Below are 21,858 nucleotides of genomic sequence, written 5' to 3' on the forward strand. Positions count from 1 at the left end.
TCAGCCGGAGAGGCCGGCGGCCCACGGGTAGGACTCCAGGAACGGATCCGGCTCGATCGGGCCGGGGGACTCCCAGATGGTGTAGATCAGGCCGTCGGGGCGGATCTCCCCGATGCGGGCGGTCTTGGTGATGTGGTTGTTCTCACCGTCGATCGTGACCAGGCCCTCCGGTGCGTCGAACGTGACCCCGCCCGCGTTTTCCTGCACCGCCGCGACGTCGAACGACTGGGCCTTCTCCACGGTGTTCTTCCACAGGTAGACCGAAACGTAGGCTGCCTCCATCGGATCCGAGGTCGGCTTGTCGGCGCCGAACTTGGCCTTGTAGGCCGCGACGAACTCGTTGTTCACCGGTGTGTCGATGGTCTGGTAGTAGTCCCAGGCCGTCAGCTGACCCTCGATGTTCTGCACACCGATGCCGCCGACCTCTTCCTCGGCGATGGACACCGACACCACCGGCATGTCCTGCGGGGTCAGGCCGACATTGCGGTACTCCCGGAAGAACGCCACGTTGGAGTCGCCGTTGAGGGTGTTGAACACCGCGTCGGCGTCGGCGCTGCGGACCTTGTTGACGATCGTGGAGAAGTCGGTCGAGCCCAGGGGGGTGTAGTCCTCGCCCTTGATCTCCATGCCATTGGCCTCGGCGTATGCCTTGATGATCCGGTTGGCGGTCTGCGGGAAGACGTAGTCGCTGCCGACCAGGTACAGCGACTGGACGCCCTGCTCCTTGAGGTAGTCCAGGGCCGGCACGATCTGCTGGTTGGTGGTCGCACCGGTGTAGAAGATGTTGGGGGAGGACTCCAGGCCCTCGTACTGCACGGGGTAGTAGAGAAGTGAGTTGGCGCTCTCGAACACCGGCAGCATCGCCTTGCGGCTCGACGACGTCCAGCCCCCGAACACGGCGGCCACACAATCGCTGCTGATCAGCTTCTCGGCCTTCTCGGCGAACACCGTCGGCTCGGACGCGCCGTCCTCGGCGACCACCTGGATCTGCTTGCCCATCACCCCGCCGTCGGCGTTGATCTGCTCGACCGCCAGATCGATGGCGTTGCGGACGGTCACCTCGGAGATCGCCATGGTGCCCGACAGCGAGTTCAGCGCTCCCACCTTGATGGTGTCACCGGAGGTGTCCACACAGGATTCTGCATTTGCTGAATCGGTTTCACTTGCCCTGCTGCCGCAGCCTGCCAACAGCAGGCTGGCTACCGCTACGACACTTCCTGCGGTGAGTGCGGATCGTCTGAAGGAAGTGCGTCGGGGGTTTTCCATGAACGGCCTTTCTTGCTGTCGACAGCGTTCATTCGCTGATGAGGCGTCGAGTCGGAGTAGCTTCGGGACACAGTTCGCGCCGAGGCGACCACACCGAGCGGGTGTCGAATCGGGACGTTAGAACGCCTGTGTTTCTGAGAAATGTCTGCGTGTGACGAACAAATTAACGTGCGGACAATCCGGCACTTGGTTTGCCGTTAACCCAGCCCGGCGTCGGAGGACTGTCCTGTGCGTAACGATCCGGTACCGTCCGGCGATGTGACCATCATGCGAACAGCCACAGCCAAAGTAGGGGCGGCGCTCGGGGTGTCACTGATGGCGGCGGCCGCATCCATTGCGGTCGGCCCGGTGACGGCGAGTGCGCAGCCCGACGGTCAGCAGGTCCGGTACACGCTCACCTCGGCGGGCGCCTACGAGTTCGACCTGTTCTATCTGACGTCTCAACCGCCGAGCATGGAGGCCTTCAACGCCGACGCCTACGCGTTCGCCAAGCGCGAGAAGGTCAACCTCGCCCCCGGCGTGCCGTGGGTGTTCGAGACCACGATGGCGGATCCGCAGTGGGCGATTCTGACCGTGAGCAGCACCACCCGCGGTGGACAGGCCGCGCCGAACGCGCACTGCGACATCGCGGTCGATGGTCAGGTGCTCGTCGCGCACGACGACCCCTACAACGTGCGGTGCCAGCTGTCGAAGTGGTAGCCCTGCGGCTACCGCGCATTCAGCCCTGACAGGGCCGGCGGCAGCGGGTCCCGGTGCAGCACTCCCAGACGTTGGGTGGCCCGGGTGAGCGCGACATACAACTCGGCCGCGCCGCGTGGTCCGTCGGCGAGGATCCGTTCCGGCTCCACCACCAACACGGCGTCGAACTCCAGACCTTTGGCTTCCGCGGGGGTGACGGTGCCCGGCACACCGGGTGGCCCGATCACGATGCTGGTGCCTTCCCGGGCTGCTTCTTCTGCGGTGAACTCGTTGATGGCAGTGCCCAGTTCGCTCTCCTCGACCTGACGCGACCATGGCTGGACGCCTGTTGCGCGAACCGAGTCCGGCGGCCTGACCCCCGGTGCGAACTCGGCGAGAACCGCGGCGGCGACGTTCATGATCTCCGCGGGGGTGCGGTAGTTCGTCGACAGCGGCCGGTAGATCCAACGGCCGGGCACATAGGGCTCGAGCATGGTGTCCCATGACGTGGCGCCTGCGGCCGACCGGCGTTGCGCCAGATCGCCCACCACGGTGAAAGACCTGCTCGGGCAACGTCGCATCAGCACCCGCCAGTCCATCTCGGAGAGTTCCTGGGCTTCGTCGACCACGACGTGCCGGTAGGTCCAGTCCCGATCCGCGGCGGCCCGCTCGTCGAGTTCACGGTTGTCGCGCTCGGTGAAGCGGTCGGCGAGGTCCTCGGCGTAGAGCATGTCGGTGGCCAGCAACTGGTCCTCGTCCTCCATGAGATCTTCCCGGCTGACCATGAGTTCCAGCACGCCTTCGGCGAACTCGGCCTCGGCCCGACGTTCTCGCTCGGCCGCCTGATCGGCGGTCTTGTCGCGACCCAGCAGGTCCACCAGTTCATCGAGCAGCGGCACGTCCGAGACCGTCCAGCGCTCGCCCTGCGCGCGAAACAGCGCGGGGTCGGCGCCTGCGGCCCGTAGCCGCTCGTGCGACGAGTAGAGCTCGCCGAGAAGGGTTTCCGGCGTCAGCGTCGGCCAGAGTTGGTCGAGCGCCGCCGCGAACCCGGCGTGGTCGCCGAGCTCGTCGACCAGTTCGGCCCGCAGATGTTCCCATGCGGCACGGTCCTCACGGGTCAGCCACCCCCGGCCGATCTTGGCGATCGCCCGTTCGGTGAGCACCCATGTGATGACGTCGGTGAAGACCGCGCGGGCGTCGTTGTGGGGCTGCTTGCTCGCGCGGGCCTCCTGGATGGCCCACTCGGCGGTCTCGGCGTCGATACGCACCGAGGTGTCGGCCAGTTCGATCGGAAGAGGGCTCTCGGGGACCCGTTGCCGGTCGGCGATCGCCGCGTCGAGCACGTCGAGCATCGTGCGCGAACCCTTGAGCCGTGCGGCCTCGGGTGGATCCTCGTCCGTCGCCCGCAGGCCGGGCACCAGGTCGCCGACGGTCAGGAACACCACATTGGATTCGCCCAGCGACGGCAGGACCCGCCCGACGTGGTTGAGGAAGGCCGGGTTGGGTCCGATCACGAGTACGCCGTGGTGCTCGATCCGTTGGCGCTGGGTGTAGAGCAGGTACGCCACCCGGTGCAGCGCGACGACGGTCTTGCCGGTCCCGGGGCCGCCTTCGATCACCAGCACCCCCTGATGGTCGAGGCGGATGATCTCGTCCTGCTCGGCCTGGATGGTCGCGACGATGTCGCGCATCCCGTCACCGCGGGGCGCGTTGACGGCGGCGAGCAGGGCGGCGTCGCCCGAGCCGCCGCGCTCACCGTCACCGGGACGGCCGAGGGTCTCGTCGGTGTAGTCGAGGACCAGCCGCCCGCGGGTGTGGAACTGCCTGCGGCGGCGCATGTTCTCCGGGGAGGCGCCGGTGGCGACGTAGAACGCGCGGGCCGCCGGCGCCCGCCAGTCCAGCAGCAGGGTGTCGTAGTCGTTCTCCTCGTCGAGGAGGCCGATCCGGCCGATGTACAGCCGTTCCCCCGCGAGGCTGTCCAACCGGCCGAAGCACAGCCCGCTGTCGGCCACATCCAGCCGGGACATCTGCCTGGCCAGCGCGCGGACCTCGGCATCGCGTTCCACCAGCGTCTGCCCGCTGCCGCGCAACACCGACTTGTAGCGGTGTCCCACCCGCGCGCGCTCGGCGTCGAGCCGCTCGTAGAGCCCGGCGATGTAGCGCTTCTCGGACGCCAGTTCGGCGGCGTGGTCCTGAAGGTCTGTGTGTTCCTGAGTCGACATGTGCCCCTCAACCTACGGAAGGCGCGACTGCTCCTTCTCCTACGACCATCCTCCTTGACGCGTAATCGAACGTGTGTTCGCATAGGGTATGCGATGGGATCGTCAGGGCGTCAGCGTGGACGACGGTGCACTGCCAGGACTGCAGCGCATCGGCTTCGTCCGCAGGGTACGCACTCCTCAGTTCGAGAACATCACCTTCCACGAGGTGCTGTGCAAGTCGGCGTTGAACAAGGTCCCGGGAACGGCTGACCACCTGCCCTTCGAGTACACCGTCAATGGGTACCGCGGTTGCTCACATGCGTGCCGGTACTGCTTCGCCCGGCCCACCCACGAGTACCTGGAATTCGACTGCGGTCGCGACTTCGACACCCAGGTGGTGGTGAAGACCAACGTCGCCGAGGTGCTGCGCCGCGAGCTCCATCGACCGTCGTGGGGGAGGGAAACCGTTGCGCTGGGGACGAATACGGATCCCTACCAGCGGGCCGAGGGCCGCTACGCGTTGATGCCCGGGATCATCGCTGCGCTGGCCGACTCCGGAACGCCGTTTTCGATCTTGACCAAGGGCACGTTGCTGCGCCGGGACCTGCCGCTGCTGACCGAGGCGGCCCGCCGGGTCCGCGTCGGCGTGGCGGTGTCGCTGGCCGTGGGTGATCCGGAACTGCACAGCCGGGTCGAGGCGGGTACCCCGTCGCCCCAGGCGCGCCTCGGGCTGATCTCGGCGGTGCGGGCGGCAGGCCTCGACTGTCACGTCATGGTGGCGCCGGTGTTGCCATGTCTGACCGATTCGACCGAGCACCTCGATGACCTGCTCGGCCGCATCGCCGCGGCCGGCGCCACCAGCGCGACGGTGTTCGGACTGCATCTGCGAGGGTCGACCCGCGGGTGGTTCATGGACTGGTTGGGGCGGACCTACCCCGAGTTGGTCGGCGAGTATCGCCGGTTGTATCGGCGCGGCGCCTACCTGCCGCCGGAGTATCGCCACGAGCTCGGAACCCGGGTCTCCCCGCTGCTCACCAAGCACCGGTTGATGCGCGGCCCACAGCGCAGCGCACCGGCACGGGCAGTGCCCGCACCGGTGGTGGCTGCACAGCAGACGTTGTTTTGACGGCCCCTGCAGGGCCGTTGGATGCGTACCGGTGATCAGGTCGCGGCGGCGACGCTGAACGGTTGCTCGGTCCGGGCGGCGAGATATTCCGGGCGGGGGCTGTCCGCCCGGAACGGGGCGCACAGCCGGTTCTCCACCGAGTTGAACACCAGGAAGATGTTGGATCGCGGGAACGGCGTGATGTTGGACGCCGACCCGTGCATCATGTTCGAGTCGAACCACAGGGCGTTGCCTGCGGGGCCGGTCACCTGGTCGATCCCGAACTGGTCGGCGGCTGCGGTCAACGTCGCCCGATCGGGCACCCCGATCTCCTGCTTGACCAGCGACGCCTGGTGGTGGTTCTGGGGCGTCTCACCGACACACGGGTAGAACGTCTTGTGCGATCCCGGCATGACCATCAGAGCCCCGTTGTAGGTGAAGTTCTCGGTCAGCGCGATGGAGCAGGACACCGCACGCATCAGCGGCATGCCGTCTTCTGCGTGCCAGGTCTCGAAGTCGGAGTGCCAGTAGAAGCCGCCGCCGGTGAATCCGGGCATCAGGTTGATCCGTGCCTGGTGCAGGTAGACGTCGCTACCCAGTAGTTGGCGCGCCACGGGCAGCACGGTGTCGAGCGTGACCACTTCGGCGATCAGGTCGCTGAGCAGATGCGGCTGGAAGACCGAACGGATGCCGCCGGAGGACTCACGGATGATCCGCGGGTCGCTGTCGTCGGCGCGTGCCCCGATCTGCTGGAGTTCGTCACGAACCGGCGGTAGCCAGTTCTCCTCGACGGTCCGGGGCCGCACCAGGTACCCGTTGGCGGTCATCGAAGTCAGGTCCGCGTCGGTGAGCGGCCCGTCGGACTCCTGGCCCCACACCGTCGGCTCGCGTCGTGCGATCGGCTCGACGGCATGCGGCAGCCGGGTGGGGTAGTGGTCGTGGCAGCGGTCGGTGCCGTCGGCGCTCATCGGATCGCCGCCGCGGGTGGGTAGGCTCCGCTCTCGTCATGCACCTCCTGCCCTGTGACGGGCGGATTGAACACGCACAGCATGCGCAACTGGGTGTGGCAGCTGACGCGGTGCCGCTCGTGGCCGTTGAGCAGGTACATCGATCCGGGAGCCAGCGGATGCTCCTCGCCGGTCTCGTGGTTGGTGAGGGTGCCGGTGCCTTCGACCACCCACACGGCCTCGACGTGATGCTGGTAGTGGAACTCACTCACCGAGCCGGGCTCGATGGTGGTCTCGTGGAACGAGAATCCGACGCCGTCATCGGCGAGGATGATCCGTTTGGACCGCCAGTGCTTGGCCGACACGTCACGTTCGGTGCCGGTTATCTCGGCGGTGGTACGCACGATCAAAGTCGCGTCTCCTTTCGGTCAGGTAGAGGGTGGGTCAGGACAGGGTCGCTGCGACCGATTCTGCCAGGATGTCGATGCCCTTATCCAGATCTTCCACCGTCGTGGTCAGCGGCGGGAGCAACTTGACCACCTCGTCACGGGGGCCACTCGTCTCCATCGTCACGCCGCGGTCGAACGCCGCCCGGCACACCTCGCCGGCCTGGGAGGCTTCGGCGAACTTGAGCCCTTGGGCCATCCCGCGCCCGCGGGCGCTGACACCTTCGTGGGTCTGCGCGATGGCCTCGAGGCGATCCCTGACATGCCGACCCTTGGACTCTGTTTCATCTGCGAAAGAGTCTGAGGCCCAGTAGGTCTCGAGCGCCTTGGTGGCGGTGATGAATGCCGGGTTGTGGCCACGGAAGGTTCCGTTGTGTTCACCGGGCGTCCAGACGTCCAGTTCGCGCCGGAACAGCGTCAGCGCCATCGGCAGGCCGTAGCCACTGATCGACTTGGACAGCGTCACGATGTCCGGCACGATGCCGGCTTCCTCGAAGCTGAAGAACCGTCCGGTGCGTCCGCACCCCATCTGCACGTCGTCGACGATGAGCAGGATGTCTCGGCGTCGGCACAGTTCGGCCAGTGCTTGCAGCCACTCAGCGCGGGCCACGTTCAGGCCACCCTCGCCCTGCACCGTTTCGACGATGACGGCCGCAGGGTGGTTGAGCCCACCGCCGGAATCGTCGAGCACCCGCTCGAACCAGTGGAAGTCCTCTGTCGCTCCGCCGAAGTAGTTGTCGTAGGGCATCGGGGTCGAATGGACCAGCGGGATGCCGGCGCCGGCGCGCTTCATCGAGTTCCCGGTCACCGACAGTGCTCCCAGGGTCATGCCGTGGAAAGCGTTGGTGAAGTTGATGATCGACTCGCGGCCGGTCACCTTCCTGGCCAGCTTCAGGGCGGCTTCGACGGAGTTCGCCCCGGTGGGGCCTGGGAACTGCACCTTGTAGTCGAGGCCGCGTGGCCGCAGGATCAGCCGCTCGAACGTCTCGAGGAAGTCGGTCTTCGCCGAGGTCGCCATGTCGAGAGAGTGCACGATCATGTCACTGGCGAGGTAGTCGAGCAGAGGCTGCTTGAGGGCAGGGTTGTTGTGGCCGTAGTTCAGGGCCCCTGCGCCGGCGAAGAAGTCCAGATAGCGCCGGCCGGCGATGTCGGTCAGCCAGGAGCCTTGCGCGACCGCCATCGTGGTGGGCCAGCTGCGGCAGTAGCTGCGCACCTCGGATTCCACCGAGTGGTACACCTCGGGGAGGTCGGCATCGGTCATGGGTGGGTTGAGCTCTGAGATCGACATAAGTCCCTTCACAGATCTGAGTTGTCGAGATTCGCGGTGATCGGACCGATCTGCAGGATCGGTTCGGCTTCGTGCGCCTGATCGGCATCGAGATGCTCGGCCAGGAATCGTTCGTGTTCGCTCATCGGCACACCGTGCCGTCGGGCGAAGGCACCGAACAACGCGCGCGAGGCTGTGTTACTGGGAGCGACTGTCGCCTCCACAGTGACGGGGTGACCATGGCGGTCTGCGCGGACCCATCGGGTCAGCGTGTCGAGCATCGTGCCCGCCAGGCCGGCACCCTGCGCGGATGCGGCTACGGCTACCTGCCAGACGAACAGCACTTCCGGCCTGGTCGGCGGATGGTAGCCGGTGATCAACCCGCACAGCTCACCGTCGCGGTCCGCCACGATACATGTGTCGGCGAAATCGGTGGCCATCAACAGGTATGCGTAGGTGGAGTTGAGATCGAGAACCCCGGTCTCGGCGACCAGACGGTGCATCGCGATCGCGTCCGCGTCGGTCGGACGACGCAGATACCGCTGCCATGAATCAGGCTGTCCGGCTGAGTTGTTCACACCGCTTGGGCGCGCATTCGGACTTTTCAGTCCAGCGCGCGGCGCACGCACATCCACTTGGTTTTGTTCACCACCGAACAAGTATCGAGTTTCGTCAGTCACGTCATCGGTGGTTCGACCGTATTTCAGCAAATGGGCAGAAGCAAGCAGCGGCAACGCCGAACTCGGTGGTCGAGAGGTCGCCGCCAGGGGTCTCACCTGCCCTGATGCCGGTCCGGACGCGACGATCTATGGTTTCGGTGCTGTTACCGAATTGTTATCGACCGTTGTGCCGCGAGCCGGGCGCAAGTCCGACATTGCCTGCCGCGCAACGCTTGTCCGAACCATTAGCGAACTTATGTCGACTATGACCCGGATCACATCCCCGGGCAAACACAGAGCCGTCGCTGTGAGTTGCGCTACGGCAGATGCCGGTGGTCCGGTTCAGGTGACGGCTACTGGCGGCCGCGTTTGACCTGATTGAAGGGAACGCCCCGGTCGGCCGCGGGCTCCCGGGGAAAGCCGAGGATGCGTTCGCCGATGACGTTGCGGGCCATCTCCGAACTACCGCCGCCCAACGACCCCGTCTGCCGGGACAGGTAACGGACGCCGACGCTGTCCATGAGGCCTGCGAGGTCCCCGCCTTCGTCGACCACACCGGCAGTGCCGGCGATGGCCAACGCCGTGTCGATCTCCAGTTCGGTGGTTTCGGCGTGGAAGAGCCGGATCAACGTGCCCGCGTTCGGCGGTAGCGAGCCCTCCGCGATGGACTGCGCCACGTGGGCGATGAGCTGCTCCTTGACCGCGCGGCGCACCAACGCACGACCCGCGAGGTCCTGGACCCGCTGATCGTCGGCCTGTCCGGTGATCTCGGCCAGTTCGACATGGTCGGGTGGCATCTCATGGGCGTTCTCTGCGCCGGATCCGCTGGCGAACTCCGACCCGCCCCCGACCGCGCGGCGCTCGTGAAAGAGCTGCCGAGAGGCCACTTCCCAGCCCTTGTTGACTTCACCGACAACTGCGTCGTCACCGAGTTCGAGTCCGTCGAAGAACTCCTCGCAGAACTCTTCGGAACCGTTGACCTCTTTGATCCGGCGCATCGTGATACCGGGGGAGTTCAGCGGCACCAGGAACATCGTCAGTCCCTCGTGCTTGGGCAGGTTCCAGTCGGTACGGGCCAGCAGCAAGCCGTAGTCGCCGGCGAACGCGCTGGTGCTCCACGTCTTGGCACCGTTGACCACCCACTTGCCGTCACGGCGGTCGGCGCGGGTGATGACGCCGGCGAGATCGGATCCGCCGCTGGGCTCGCTGAGTAGTTGCACCAGGATCTCGTCGCCGCGGATGGCGGCCGAGATGCGGTCGCGCTTCTGCGCCTCGCTACCCATGTCGAGGATCGTCGCGGCGCAAATCGTGAACGTGGGCACATTGAGGATCAGCGGCATCTCGTAGCAGCGGCACTCGGCATCGAAGGCCTTCTGGTAGGAGTAGTCCAGGCCGAGCCCGCCGTACTCCCGCGGGAAGCAGATCCCGGCGAAACCGCCCTCGTACAGCCGCTTCTGCAACTCCTTTGCGCGTTCCCAGGATTCGGCCTCGGCGCGCACCGCGAACGGTGGATGGTCGGGGTCGATGCGCGGCATGTTCGCTGCGAGCCAGGTGCGGGCGCGGGCCGCGAAGTCGGCGACCGATTCGCTGGTCCCGGTCGAGAGTGCGGTTTCGGTCATGCTGAGGGCTCCATTCGTTGCTGCTCCTCGCGGCTGCGGTTGGCGCTGGTGAGTGCGAACACCGCACGGTGATGGTCCTCGGGCGACCCGAACATCGCCCGGTACAACGCGACTCGGCGCAGGTAGAGATGCAGGTCGTGTTCCCAGGTCACGCCGATCCCGCCGTGTAGTTGGACGCAGTCCTGCAGCATCGCCGGAGCACGATCTGCGACATAGGCTTTCGCGACGCTGACCAGCATCTGGGCCTCCGGCGAGCGTGCCGCGACCGCGGAGACCGCCCCCTTGGTGGTGGCCCGACACGCCTCGAACCACATCTTCATATCGGCGGCCCGGTGTTTGAGGGCCTGGTAGGACGCCAGCGGGCGGCCGAAACTGTGGCGGTCGAACAGCCACTGATTGGTCATCGTGAGGACGGCGTCGAGGATCCCTACGATCTCTGCGCACTGCAGCATCAGCGCGACCTGGCGTTGCCGCTCGATGATTGCCGGAGTCTGTTCGGCACCACCCACCACTGCCGACTCGTCGACCTGGACACCGTCGAGTTGCACTCGCGCGTAACGTTTCACCATGTCGATCGAAGCCTGCGGCGCGACCGTCACCCCGGCGGCGTCGGTCGGCACCAGGAACTGTCTGACCCGGCCCTCGCATTCGGCGACCACCAGTACCGCGCCGCTCTCGGCTCCGGCTTCGACGCGGTCCTTGACGCCGTCGATCCGATAACCCGCCCCGGTGCGGGTTGCGGTGGTGGCGACGTGCGCTGGGGCGAAGCCCCGCGTGGGCTCGTACACCGCCCAGGAGGCCACGGTGTCTCCCGACACCAGGGCCTCGATCGCTGCTTCGTGTCCGCTCGGCGCCTCGATCAGGCCGGCGAGGACGATGCTGACCGGATGCAGCGGCCCCGGTGCGACGGTGTGCCCGATCTGCTCGGCGACCATGGCGAGGTCGGCGACCCCGTCGCCCGAGACGCTGCCGCCACCGAGTTCCTCGGGCACCAGCAGGCTCGTCCAGCCCAGTTCGGCTGCCCGCCGCCACCATTCGTCCTGGAACGAGACGCCGGAGGCATGCAGGCCACGCACATGGGTCAGCGATGCCTGCTTCTCCAGGAAGGTCGCAGTGGTGGAGGCGAACAGCATCTGTTCCGGGTTGGCGACCGTCATGTCTGTTCCTCGCAATTTCGTGGGCGGATGTCAGGTCAGGACGAGGGCGGGAACGTCGGGCTTGTAGACCTTCTTGTTCTCGACCTTGAACAGATCGACCATGTTGCCGCCCATCACCTTTCGGACGCCTTCTTCGTCGAGCCCATGGGCCACGAGATCATCGACCAGGTTGATCGGGTCGGCGAGGCCCTCCGGATGTGGCCAGTCCGAGCCGAAGATCACGCGGTCGATGCCGCACAGGTCGGCCATCTGCTTGAAATTGTCCTCCCAGAACGGTGCGACGTACACGCAACGTTTGAACGCCTGGATCGGGTCCTCCGGGAACTCGTTGGGCATCTTCATGAAGACGTCCTTGAACTGGTAGAACAGGTAAGGCACCCATGACGCGCCGTTCTCGACCGAGAGGATGCGCAGGTCGGGGTTGCGGGTCAACGCGCCGTGGCACACCAGCGCGGCCATCGTGTCCTCGATGGGCCGCTTGCCCATGGCGACCATCCGGAACGAGGTCGGCTTGAACGGCTTGAACTCGTCACCGGGCTCCCAGTCGTTGAGGTACTCGGCGTAGCCGCTGTCCGAGGCGTGCATCGACACCGGGATGCCGGCCTTGACGCAGGCGTCCCAGAAGGGGTCGAACTCGGGCAGGCCGAACGAACGGCTGCCCCGGTAACCAGGCACCGGCGCCGGCCGGACCAGCACGGTCTTGGCCCCGCGCTCGACACACCATTCGAGTTCCTCGATCGCGCGGTCGACGATGGACAGGTTGATCACCGGGGTGGAGAAGATCCGGTCCTGGTAGTTGAATTGCCAGGTCTCATACATCCACCGGTTCAACCCGTGGACGATGTCGAGAATCGCTTCGGGGTCGTCCTTGAGACGCTCCTCGACCAGGCTGGCCAGCGTCGGGAACATCAGGGTGTAGTCCAGGCCGAGCGCGTCGAGCACCTCGAGGCGGGCCTCGGGATTGCGGAAGGCCGGGATGGCCTTCATCGGCTTGCCCATCACCTCGCGGTAACTCTTGCCCCCGCTGCCGTGCCGGAAGTACTCCTCCTGTGCACCCGGGCGCGCGACGACCTCGAAGGTCGGGTTGGGGATGTAGTCACTGATCGTGTTGCGGACGACGATTTTGGTCCGCCCATGGACATCGATGTAGTCGATGATGCCCTTGCGGTGATCGGGCAGAAACTCGGTCAACGCCTCTTTGGGCTCGTAGAAGTGGTTGTCGGCGTCGAACACCGGATAGTCGAGATTGCGAGACGGCATGATGCGGGCTCCTGACATGGCGTGTATGCGAGAACCGGTAATGACATTACCGGTCCGTGGTAACGACATTACCACGCTCGGATGTAACGGTGCCAGTAGTGCTGTGGCGTTGTTATTGCAGTTCAGAGGGCCGGCGCGTCAGGCTGCGGAGGCAGAAGGTGTGCAGGTGGCCGCCGTCGATCGGGATGCCGTTCAGCTCGGCGCCCAGGTCGCGCAACCGTAGTGCGCCCAGCACCGTCTGCATCATGATCGCGGCGTCGGTGTCGACATCGAGGTCGACGCGGAACACCCCCTCGGCGATGCCGCGGCGCAGGATGTCGGCGAACAATGTGTGCAGCGGTGACAGCACCTTGGCGAACTCCCGGGGCCGGGTCTCCAGCAGGTGGTCGTTGTAGTAGGTCAGACCCCGGTTGATGCTGTCCTGGGTGGTGGATTCGGCAGGAGCACTGATGCGCTCGATCAGCCGCCGCAACGCGTCGGCACTCGACAGCGCATCGGTCTCGGCGCGCCACTGCAGGGTCGCATCGGCCATGATCTTCTCCACCAATGCCAACAACAGTTCGTCTTTGGTGGCGAAGTGCTGGTAGAAGGCCCGCAGGGAGGTCTTCGAACGTTCGACCACCTCCAGGACGGTGAAGTCGGTGCGGCCGGTCTCGCCGAGGATCGCCAGCGCCGAACCCATGAAGCGGGTGGCGCGGGATTCGGAGTTCGCCGCCATCGTTCACCGCCCTCCTGCTCGCCGTCAGCTGATGGTAATGACGTTACCGCTATCGGCGAACCTCGGTTACTGTTCCCACGACCGTTACTTCAGGGGAGGCCCACCGACAATGACAACTGATTCGGCAGACGCGCAGTGGACAGTGCAGGAACTGCTCGATCTCTTCGACGCCGCACCGGGCTCGGAGGGCACGTTCACCGCGCAGACCGGCCCCGCCGGTGAGGACGAACGGCAGGTGGTCGAGGGCACCCAGGTGCTCGCACAGTCGATTGTGGCTGCTGCCAAGCGGTTTCCGGAGAAGTCGGTGCGGTCGGTGTACTCGGTGTTCGCCCGTGCCGTCATGGTCGGCGCCGGGCCGGTGGAGCTCGATGTCGACGTCGTCAGCGAAGGCCGTTCCACCGCAACGGCGGTCGTGACCGCCAGGCAGAACGGCAAGCGTTGCATCACCACGACGGTGCTCGCAGACGTCCCCACCGACGACGTCATCCGGCACCACCTGCCCCGGCCCGACGTGGCCCCGCCCGAGAAGGCGAACGTGTCTGCGATGCCGATGGTCGGCCGCGAGCTGCGACTGGTCGACGTCGAGGATGTGAACAGTCCCGACGAGGTCGGGCCACCCGAGTTGTACGCCTGGCTGCACTACGACCCGATTCCGGCGCGCGACGACCTGGCAAAGGCGCTGATCGCCTATTTCACCGGCCACCTCGGCATCTCCACGACCATGAGAGCGCACGCCGGCATCGGAACCAGTCAGGCGCACCTGACGGTCTCGACAGCTCCCATGACGGTGTCGGTCAGCTTCCACGAGCCGGTGCGCTGGGACGACTGGTTGCTTTATACCCACGAGAGCACCCAGGTGGGCGCAGGAATGTCCTATGTACGCGGGGCAGTGCACACCCGGGAAGGCGCGCTGATCGCGTCGTTCACCCAGGATGCGCTGATCCGCCCGCTGCGCAGGACCGACACCTCCATCAAGGAGCAGTCGCGTCTCTGACGGGTGCCGGCGGTCAGGCGGCCAGCGACGAACGCAGCACGTCGAGCGGTAGACCACCCAGATCCAGTGCCCGGCTGTGGAACTCCTTGAGTGGGACACCTCTGGCCTGTGTCTCGGTACGCAGCTGCTGCCAGATGCGCTGTCCGATCGCGTACGACGGGGCCTGACCCGGCCAGCCGAGATAGCGGTCGAGTTCGAATCGCAGATTCTCGTCGGCCATCGCACTGTGCGATTTCAGGAACGTCCACGCCCGCTCGGCATCCCAGATTCCGCCGTCCGGGGCGGTCAGGCCACAATGCACACCGATGTCGATGACCACCCGTGCGGCCCGGAACCGTTGGGCATCAAGCATTCCCATTCTGTTCCCGGCATCGTCGAGCCACCCGAGTTCGGCCATCAGCCGTTCGGCGTAGAGCGCCCACCCCTCACCGTGCCCGGACACCCAACACCCCAGCCTGCGCCACCGGTTCAGTTGATCGGCCAGCACCACCGCCCGACCGATCTGCAGATGGTGGCCGGGGACACCTTCGTGGAACACCGTGGTCGTCTCCTGCCATGTGTGGAACGTGTCGACACCGTGCGGGACCGACCACCACATCCGGCCGGGGCGGGACAGGTCCTCCGACGGCCCGGTGTAGTAGATGCCGCCGGTGTGCGTCGGGGCGATCCGGCACTCCAAATTGCGCAGCGGTTCGGCGATGTCGAAGTGGCGATCGGCCAACGACTCGACGACACGGTCCGAGAGGTCCTGCATCCACTGCCGCAAGGCTTCGGTGCCGTGTACGGCATAGCGTGGCTCGCTGTCGAGCCGCCGCAGCGCTTCCTCCGCCGAGGCACCGGGATAAAGCCGGTCGGCCGTCGAATCCTGTTCGGCCACAATGCTTTCCAGCTGCTCGAGACCCCACTGGTAGGACTCGTCCAGGTCGACGGCGGCGCCGAGGAAAGACCGCGACAGCACCCGGTAGGCGTCTCGCCCGCACGCATCCGTCTCCCGGGAGTAGGGGCCGACATCCTCGCGCAACACCTTGGCCAGCGAGGCGTAGGCATCGGCGGCGTCCTCGGCGGCCTGGTGCAATTCGGCGCGCAGCACCTCGTTGCCCGGAGCGGCATCGGCGACCATCGAGACGAACAAGCGCTGGATCTGCCCGGATTGCTCGATCCCACGGCGCACTTGGCGGGCGGCGGGGGCATGCCCAGCCGCCGCGGCTGCGCGCAGCGATTCGGCGTACCCGGCGACGCGTTGCGGAATCCGCGACAGCCTGCGGTTGATCACCGTCCAGTCGTCCTCGGTGTCGGTGGCCATCAGGTCGAACACATCGCGCATCGTCTGCAGCGGTGAGTCGATGACGTTGAGTTCGCCGAGGTCGAGCCGGGCGTCGTGGATGTCGAGCAACACCCCGAGCCGTTCCCGCATCGCCGCGGCAGTGACCACGTCGACGTCGTCGACCGGGTGCGCGGCATCGAGTTCCCGCAGCGCCAACCGGGCCGCCTCGGCACGTGCGGTGACTCCGTCGGGGGAGTAGTCGGTGATCTCGTCGTCGTGGCCGGCGATGCCTGATTCGGTTGCCGCGCAGGGGTCCAGGGCCGCCGATGTCTCGAGGTAGCGCTCGGCGACGCTGTCGACGGCGGTGGCGGTCCTAGCCAAGGTTGTTGGTGGCGAACGTGTCACACTTGGCGGGCTCTCCGGTCTGATATCCGACGGTGAACCACTTCTGCCGCTGTTCGGAGGAGCCGTGGGTCCATGATTCCGGAGTGACCCGACCGGTGGCGGCCTCCTGGATGCGGTCGTCCCCGACGGCTGATGCGGCCGACAGCGCGTCGGCGATGTCGCTGTCGCTCAACGGTTTCAGGAATGTCACGTCGGTACCCTCCTGCTTGGTGATCGCGGCGTAGTGCGCCCACACGCCCGCGTAACAATCGGCTTGCAATTCGGTGCGGACGCCGCCGCCGGTGGGCCCTTCGGGGTCCTGCTGGGCACGACCGAGCGTGCCCTGGAGATTCTGCACGTGATGGCCGAACTCGTGGGCGACCACGTATTCCTGGGCGAACGGTCCACCGCTGGAACCGAACTGGCTGACCAAGGTGTCGAAGAACCCGGTGTCGAAGTAGGCGGTCTGGTCGACAGGGCAGTAAAACGGTCCCATCGCGCTGCTCGCGGAGCCACAACCCTCGGTCTGGACACCGTCGGTGAAGATCTCGACGCTCGGCCGCCTGTACCCGGGCATCAATTGCGCCCACACCCCGTCGAGCGAGTTCCCGGTCGCCACCACGCGGCACTGCACGATGTTGTTGGCGTCTTCGCCCGTGCGGCACTGGCTGAGATCGAACCCGGGTGTCTCGACCCCCTGGGTGTCCATCTGTTGTGGCGGGACCACAGTGCTGGGATCAACGCCCAGGAACAGCGCGACCACGACGATCAGCAATCCGCCCAACCCACCGCCGACGGCAATGCCCCGGCCGGGTCCGCGACCGCCGCTGCTGCTGGACGTGGTGCTGGTATCGATCCGCATGCCTTCGTTGAAGGTCATCGCACTACCTCTTTTCAACGCCGGGCGCGCCCGGCCCCAAGTCGGGTCAAGCTTCGCACACTACGATTTGTCGCGTGGCAGTCGTTGCCGGACAAGGCGCCGTGATCAAGACCGCATCAGGGGATCTGCGCGGCGACACCGAGGGAAGCATCGGTGTCTGGCGTGGCGTGCCCTACGCCGCCCAGCCGGTCGGGCAACGTCGATTCCTGGGCCCGGGTCCTCTCGAGCCGTGGTCGGGGGTCCGTGACGCACTCGAGCACGGCCCCTTGCCACCGCAGACGAAATCATTTGTCGGCGGCGGCCGCGACGACCCCAAGGTGCGCGACGAAGCCTGCCTCACCCTGACCGTGTGGTCGCCGGACACCACGGGTTCGCTGCCGGTGATGGTGTGGATCCCCGGCGGGGCATTCGTCTACGGCGCAGGCCAGTTCCAGCTGTACAACGGGTCGAGGCTGGCCGCCAACGGCAACGTCGTCGTCGTCAACGTCACCTACCGGATCGGGGTGTTCGGCGGGTTCGAGCTCGGGGACCTCGGTGAGGGATTCGACGACAACCTGGCGCTGCGCGACCAGATCGCGGCGCTGCGCTGGGTGCGCGACAACATCGCCGCGTTCGGTGGGGATCCCGACCAGGTCACGGTGTTCGGTGAATCCGCAGGCGCGACGTCGGTGCTGGCATTGCTGGCCAGCCCGATGGCGACCGGACTGTTCCACCGCGCGATAGCCCAGAGTCCGGCGTTGCCGCTGATCGCCGACCGGGAGCTGCGCGCGGCCCGCGCCCATGAGTTCCTGGCCCGTCTCGGGGTGCGCGTCTCCGAGGTCAAGGGACTACCGCAGCGGCAACTTCGCCGGGCCGCGGGCGCACTGCAACTGAAGAGCGCGTCGACGACACCGACATTGGCCTACGGGTTGACGCACGGCACGGATCTGCTGCCCCGCCACCCGCTCGACGCCGCGCGAAGTGGCCACCTGGCCCGGATGCCGTTGATCATCGGCACCAACAGCCACGAGGCCTCGATGTTCGCCTGGACCAAGCCGCCGATGCTGCCCACCACGCAGGCGTCGGTGGACGCGTACTTCGCCCGCGTCGCCCCCGAAGCCAAAGAGCTTGTTTTGCAGGCATATCCGACGTTTCCCCGGCGGCGCGCCCTGATCGACCTGGGATCCGACGTGATGTTCGGCGGACCGGCCTGGTCGTTCGCCGACGCATACAGTGCGCATGCCCCCACCCGCATGTACCGCTTCGACCACTTCGGCATGAGCCTGCGCATGCTGGGCCTCGGCGCCACCCACGGCAGCGAGATCGTGCACGTCCAGCACAGCTACGCGTCCTTCGTCGGCCGCAAACTGCATCCACTCGCCCGGCGACTGCAGCCTTCGGTTGGACGCCGGATGCAGCGTGCCTGGCTGGACTTCGCCCACGCCGACGGGATCGACGAGGCGGACTGGCCGCTCTACGAGACCGGACGCCGACGCACCCGGCTCATCCTGACCGCCCGGGATGTCGTCGCCGAGGATCCCGACGCAGTCCGGCGGACGGCGTGGGCGCTCGTCTACTAGGACCTGGAAAACCGCTCGTCGGTATAACGGCGGAGGTTGTGCAAGAACCGCTGGAACATCCAGCCCATCACGGGCTGTCCGGCGAACAGGCCGAGCCGGCCGGCCAGGCCCCGGGGCTTCATCGCCATGATCCAGGTCAGGTGACAGCCGTCGGCCGTCGGCACCACGCGGTAGTCCTCGGCGAAGGCCGCCACCGCATCGGTTGTCGCTTCGTTGAATCGAAACGCCATCCGCGTGAACGGTTCCCAGGCCAGGAACTCCTCGTCGCCGGTGATGCCACCGCGCATGTCGACCGTGCGGGTGGTGCCCACCCCGCGAGGTTCGGGACTGGTCCACGTCACGTCGGTGATGACCGTCGCCCACTGCGGCCACGAGGTCTCGTCGGCGAGGACCTCGAACAGCTGCTCCGGCGTGACGGCCAAGTCGACGGTGCTGACGAAGCGATACGGAGCGCGATCGACAAAATCCAGGTCGACGCGTTCACAGGGGTGACGCTGAGCCATCGGACCGGGCCTTTCGTCGCTGCACCGCTTACCGGACAGATCACGATAGCTGTCTGGTCAGGCCTGCGGACGTCGCCCCTTAGACTGAGCAGTCGTTTGAGAACCCCGACTCGAGGAGTACTTCGTGCTGCGCACCCGCACCGCCGGATCGTTGCGCGCCGCCGACGCCGCCCAGACTGTGACGCTGGCCGGTTGGGTGGCGCGCCGTCGCGACCACGGCGGCGTCATCTTCATCGACCTCCGCGACTCTTCGGGGGTGGCGCAGGTGGTGTTCCGCGAGGGTTTGGAGGAGGGACAGGTGCTGGCGCAGGCGCACCGGCTGCGCTCGGAGTTCTGCGTCACGGTCACCGGCGTCGTGGAGGTCCGGCCGGAGGGCAACGCCAACCCCGAGATCGCCACCGGTGACGTCGAGGTCAACGCCACCACGCTGACGGTCCTGAGCGAGAGCGCCCCGCTGCCGTTTCAGCTCGACGAGACCGCAGGTGAGGAGGCGCGGCTGAAATACCGGTACCTCGATCTGCGCCGCGAGGGGCCGGGGCAGGCGATTCGGCTGCGCTCCAAGGTCAATGCCGCCGCGCGGGGCGTGCTCGCCGCACACGACTTCGTCGAGATCGAGACCCCGACGCTGACCCGCTCCACCCCGGAGGGCGCCCGCGATTTCCTGGTGCCCGCCCGGCTGCAGCCAGGGTCGTTCTACGCGCTGCCGCAGAGCCCGCAGCTGTTCAAGCAGCTGCTCATGGTCGCAGGCATGGAGCGCTACTACCAGATCGCGCGGTGCTACCGCGACGAGGACTTCCGCGCCGACCGCCAGCCTGAGTTCACCCAGCTGGACATGGAGATGAGCTTCGTCGACGCCGATGACGTGATCGCGGTGTCGGAGGAAGTGCTGCGGGCGGTGTGGTCGACGATCGGCTACGACCTGCCGCTGCCGTTGCCGCGGATCAGCTACGCCGAGGCGATGCGCCGGTTCGGTTCGGACAAACCCGACCTGCGATTCGGACTGGAGCTCGTGGAGTGCGCCGAGTACTTCGCCGACACCCCGTTCCGGGTGTTCCAGGCTCCCTATGTCGGCGCGGTGGTGATGCCGGGCGGGGCCTCGCAGCCGCGCCGGACCCTCGACGGCTGGCAGGAGTTCGCCAAGCAGCGCGGGCACAAGGGGCTGGCCTACGTGCTGATCGGTGACGACGGAGAGCTGGGCGGACCTGTCGCCAAGAACCTCTCCGACGCCGAGCGTGACGGACTGGCCGCACACGTCGGCGCCAAACCGGGGGACTGCGTGTTCTTCGCCGCCGGGTCGGCCAAGTCGGCACGGGCACTGCTGGGGGCCACCCGCATCGAGATCGCCAAGCGCCTCGACCTGATCGACCCGACCGCCTGGGCCTTCACCTGGGTGATCGACTGGCCGCTGTTCGAAGCGGCCGACGACGCGACCGCGGCAGGGGACGTGGCCGTGGGGTCGGGGGCATGGACGGCCAGCCACCACGCGTTCACCGCGCCGGCGCCAGAGTCGGAGGCGACGTTCGACACCGATCCCGGCTCCGCGCTCGCCGACGCCTACGACATCGTCTGCAACGGCAACGAGATCGGTGGCGGCTCGCTGCGCATCCACCGCCGCGATGTCCAGGAACGGGTGTTCGCGATGATGGGCATCAGCAAGGACGAAGCCGAGGAGAAATTCGGATTCCTGTTGGATGCCTTCACCTTCGGTGCGCCACCGCACGGCGGCATCGCCTTCGGCTGGGACCGGATCGTGGCGCTGCTGGCGGGGCTGGACTCGATCAGGGAGGTGATCGCGTTCCCGAAGAGCGGCGGCGGGGTGGATCCGCTGACCGACGCGCCTGCGCCGATCACCGCACAGCAGCGCAAGGAATCCGGAATAGATGCCAAGCCGGAAAAGCTGGAGAAGTCATGACCGAACCGGACAAGGACAAGCTCGTCGCGGACACCGCGGCGCTCGACGACTTCAACCGCGCCATCGTCGAGGAGTTCCGCGCCAACGGCGGTAAGGTCGGCGGCCCGTTCGAAGGTGCCACTCTTCTGCTGCTGCACACCACCGGCGCCAAGACGGGCAAGACCCGTCTTTCGCCGCTGGCCTACCTCACCGTCGACGAGAAGATGCTGATCATCGGGTCGTACGCGGGTGCGCCGAAGGATCCCGCCTGGGTGCACAATCTGCGCGCCAATCCGCGGGCGTACATCGAGGTGGGCACCGACGCTTACGACGTGGACGTGCGCGAGCTTCCTGCCGACGAGCGCGACGCCACCTACCCGAAGATCATCGAGCTGGCGCCGGTGTTCGCCGAGTATCAGGCAAAGACGGCACGGGCCATCCCACTGTTCGAACTGACCCGAACCTAGCCCGCCCAACCGCCGGAACGGTATTCCAGCAGGGCGTCTCTCGACTTTTCGCTGCTGGAATACCGTTCCGGCGAGGGTCTGGGTATAGGACCGGAGACCCAGAGTATTGTGAACGCCATGACAGTGCTGCAGGGCCGCCTGGTCGACCGGGACGCCTGGTCGGCGGTGGGCCAGTGTCCGATCGAGAAGACCATCGAACTGCTCGGTGCCAAGTCGGCGATGCTCATCCTGCGCGAGGCCTATTACGGCACCACCCGCTTCGACGACTTCTGGCGCCGCGTCGGCGTCACCAAGGCTGCGGCCTCCGCGCGCCTGTCCGATCTGGTCGAGGCAGGCCTACTGGAGCGGCGACCATATCGCGAACCGGGCCAGCGAAGCCGCGACGAATACGTGCTCACCCCGGCCGGAGTGGACTTCATGCCGGTGGTGTGGGCGATGTTCGACTGGGGCCAGCGGCATCTGCCTGCGCCGGCGCCGCTTCGGCTCACGCACGAGGGCTGTGGAGCCGACACTGCCGTGGTGCTGCGCTGTGAGGAGGGCCACGTGGTGCCGCTCGATGGACTCGGGGTCCGGATCCGCCGGTAGGGTTCGGT

General features: G+C 66.7%; 20 protein-coding genes. 7 read left to right on the forward strand and 13 right to left on the reverse strand.

Annotated features, from left to right (window positions below):
* Positions 1-1,266: an urea ABC transporter substrate-binding protein gene (urtA, locus tag G6N53_RS16620; protein WP_163890173.1), complete on the reverse strand. Its 1,266-nt coding sequence runs from the start codon at positions 1,264-1,266 to the stop codon at positions 1-3.
* 267 nt (positions 1,267-1,533) lie between these two features.
* On the opposite strand from urtA, the gene G6N53_RS16625 reads away from it, so the two are divergent.
* Positions 1,534-1,965 (forward strand): Rv2576c family protein, encoded by a 432-nt coding sequence (locus G6N53_RS16625; RefSeq protein ID WP_205390395.1) that lies wholly within the window; start codon positions 1,534-1,536, stop codon positions 1,963-1,965.
* 8 nt (positions 1,966-1,973) lie between these two features.
* Here G6N53_RS16625 and helR read toward each other — a convergent pair whose 3' ends face one another.
* A complete protein-coding gene (helR, locus tag G6N53_RS16630; protein WP_163890178.1) occupies positions 1,974-4,166 on the reverse strand; it encodes an RNA polymerase recycling motor ATPase HelR in 2,193 nt (730 codons plus the stop codon).
* Positions 4,167-4,254: 88 nt separating this feature from the next.
* Here helR and G6N53_RS16635 point away from each other — a divergent pair, with 88 nt between their 5' ends.
* On the forward strand, positions 4,255-5,271 hold the full coding sequence (locus G6N53_RS16635; RefSeq protein WP_163890180.1) for an Rv2578c family radical SAM protein: 1,017 nt from the start codon (positions 4,255-4,257) through the stop codon (positions 5,269-5,271).
* A 35-nt stretch (positions 5,272-5,306) separates the two neighbouring features.
* Here the strand turns inward: G6N53_RS16635 and thpD are convergent, their stop codons facing one another.
* The 8 genes from thpD to G6N53_RS16675 form a co-directional block, all read right to left on the reverse strand.
* Positions 5,307-6,218 carry an ectoine hydroxylase gene (gene thpD / locus G6N53_RS16640; protein ID WP_163890182.1) on the reverse strand — a complete coding sequence of 304 codons (912 nt, stop codon included), beginning with the start codon at positions 6,216-6,218 and terminating at the stop codon, positions 5,307-5,309.
* Entirely contained in the window at positions 6,215-6,607 is a 393-nt protein-coding gene (locus G6N53_RS16645; RefSeq protein ID WP_163890184.1) for an ectoine synthase, read from the reverse strand. Before G6N53_RS16645 ends, thpD begins: the two co-directional genes overlap by 4 nt.
* Before the next feature lie 34 nt (positions 6,608-6,641).
* Positions 6,642-7,904 carry a diaminobutyrate--2-oxoglutarate transaminase gene (gene ectB, locus G6N53_RS16650; protein ID WP_205390396.1) on the reverse strand — a complete coding sequence of 421 codons (1,263 nt, stop codon included), beginning with the start codon at positions 7,902-7,904 and terminating at the stop codon, positions 6,642-6,644.
* A 35-nt stretch (positions 7,905-7,939) separates the two neighbouring features.
* Positions 7,940-8,488: a diaminobutyrate acetyltransferase gene (ectA, locus tag G6N53_RS16655; RefSeq protein WP_237166543.1), complete on the reverse strand. Its 549-nt coding sequence runs from the start codon at positions 8,486-8,488 to the stop codon at positions 7,940-7,942.
* Positions 8,489-8,922: 434 nt separating this feature from the next.
* Positions 8,923-10,188 carry an acyl-CoA dehydrogenase family protein gene (locus G6N53_RS16660; protein ID WP_163890189.1) on the reverse strand — a complete coding sequence of 422 codons (1,266 nt, stop codon included), beginning with the start codon at positions 10,186-10,188 and terminating at the stop codon, positions 8,923-8,925.
* Entirely contained in the window at positions 10,185-11,345 is a 1,161-nt protein-coding gene (locus G6N53_RS16665) for an acyl-CoA dehydrogenase family protein (protein WP_163890191.1), read from the reverse strand. The genes G6N53_RS16660 and G6N53_RS16665 overlap by 4 nt, the downstream gene beginning before the upstream one ends.
* A 30-nt stretch (positions 11,346-11,375) precedes the next feature.
* Positions 11,376-12,605: an amidohydrolase family protein gene (locus G6N53_RS16670; protein ID WP_163890193.1), complete on the reverse strand. Its 1,230-nt coding sequence runs from the start codon at positions 12,603-12,605 to the stop codon at positions 11,376-11,378.
* Positions 12,606-12,717: 112 nt separating this feature from the next.
* Complete coding sequence (locus G6N53_RS16675; protein ID WP_163890195.1) at positions 12,718-13,323, reverse strand: TetR/AcrR family transcriptional regulator; 606 nt, start codon at positions 13,321-13,323, stop codon at positions 12,718-12,720.
* Between the two features lie 109 nt (positions 13,324-13,432).
* Here G6N53_RS16675 and G6N53_RS16680 point away from each other — a divergent pair, with 109 nt between their 5' ends.
* On the forward strand, positions 13,433-14,317 hold the full coding sequence (locus G6N53_RS16680; protein WP_163890197.1) for an acyl-CoA thioesterase: 885 nt from the start codon (positions 13,433-13,435) through the stop codon (positions 14,315-14,317).
* Between the two features lie 13 nt (positions 14,318-14,330).
* Here the strand turns inward: G6N53_RS16680 and G6N53_RS16685 are convergent, their stop codons facing one another.
* Together G6N53_RS16685 and ypfJ are read right to left on the reverse strand one after the other, a co-directional pair.
* A complete protein-coding gene (locus tag G6N53_RS16685; protein WP_163890199.1) occupies positions 14,331-15,962 on the reverse strand; it encodes a DUF885 domain-containing protein in 1,632 nt (543 codons plus the stop codon).
* Positions 15,955-16,845: a KPN_02809 family neutral zinc metallopeptidase gene (gene ypfJ / locus G6N53_RS16690; RefSeq protein ID WP_163890201.1), complete on the reverse strand. Its 891-nt coding sequence runs from the start codon at positions 16,843-16,845 to the stop codon at positions 15,955-15,957. The genes G6N53_RS16685 and ypfJ overlap by 8 nt, the downstream gene beginning before the upstream one ends.
* Positions 16,846-16,919: 74 nt before the next feature.
* On the opposite strand from ypfJ, the gene G6N53_RS16695 reads away from it, so the two are divergent.
* On the forward strand, positions 16,920-18,404 hold the full coding sequence (locus G6N53_RS16695) for a carboxylesterase/lipase family protein (protein ID WP_163890203.1): 1,485 nt from the start codon (positions 16,920-16,922) through the stop codon (positions 18,402-18,404).
* Here G6N53_RS16695 and G6N53_RS16700 read toward each other — a convergent pair.
* The gene (locus tag G6N53_RS16700) at positions 18,401-18,907 is read right to left on the reverse strand and encodes an SRPBCC family protein (RefSeq protein WP_163890205.1); all 507 of its coding nucleotides are present in this window, start codon (positions 18,905-18,907) and stop codon (positions 18,401-18,403) included. The genes G6N53_RS16695 and G6N53_RS16700 overlap by 4 nt on opposite strands.
* Positions 18,908-19,031: 124 nt before the next feature.
* Here G6N53_RS16700 and aspS point away from each other — a divergent pair, with 124 nt between their 5' ends.
* The 3 genes from aspS to G6N53_RS16715 all read left to right on the forward strand — a co-directional run bounded on the left by aspS (position 19,032) and on the right by G6N53_RS16715 (position 21,850).
* Complete coding sequence (aspS, locus tag G6N53_RS16705; RefSeq protein ID WP_163890207.1) at positions 19,032-20,819, forward strand: aspartate--tRNA ligase; 1,788 nt, start codon at positions 19,032-19,034, stop codon at positions 20,817-20,819.
* Positions 20,816-21,265, forward strand: coding sequence for a nitroreductase family deazaflavin-dependent oxidoreductase (locus G6N53_RS16710; protein ID WP_163890209.1), 450 nt, complete (start codon positions 20,816-20,818; stop codon positions 21,263-21,265). Before aspS ends, G6N53_RS16710 begins: the two co-directional genes overlap by 4 nt.
* 117 nt (positions 21,266-21,382) lie before the next feature.
* Positions 21,383-21,850, forward strand: a complete 468-nt coding sequence (locus G6N53_RS16715) for a winged helix-turn-helix transcriptional regulator (RefSeq protein ID WP_163890211.1) — start codon at positions 21,383-21,385, stop codon at positions 21,848-21,850.
* Positions 21,851-21,858 lie beyond the last annotated feature (8 nt).

The sequence above is a fragment of the Mycolicibacterium hippocampi genome, assembly GCF_010723735.1.
Classification (GTDB): domain Bacteria; phylum Actinomycetota; class Actinomycetes; order Mycobacteriales; family Mycobacteriaceae; genus Mycobacterium; species Mycobacterium hippocampi.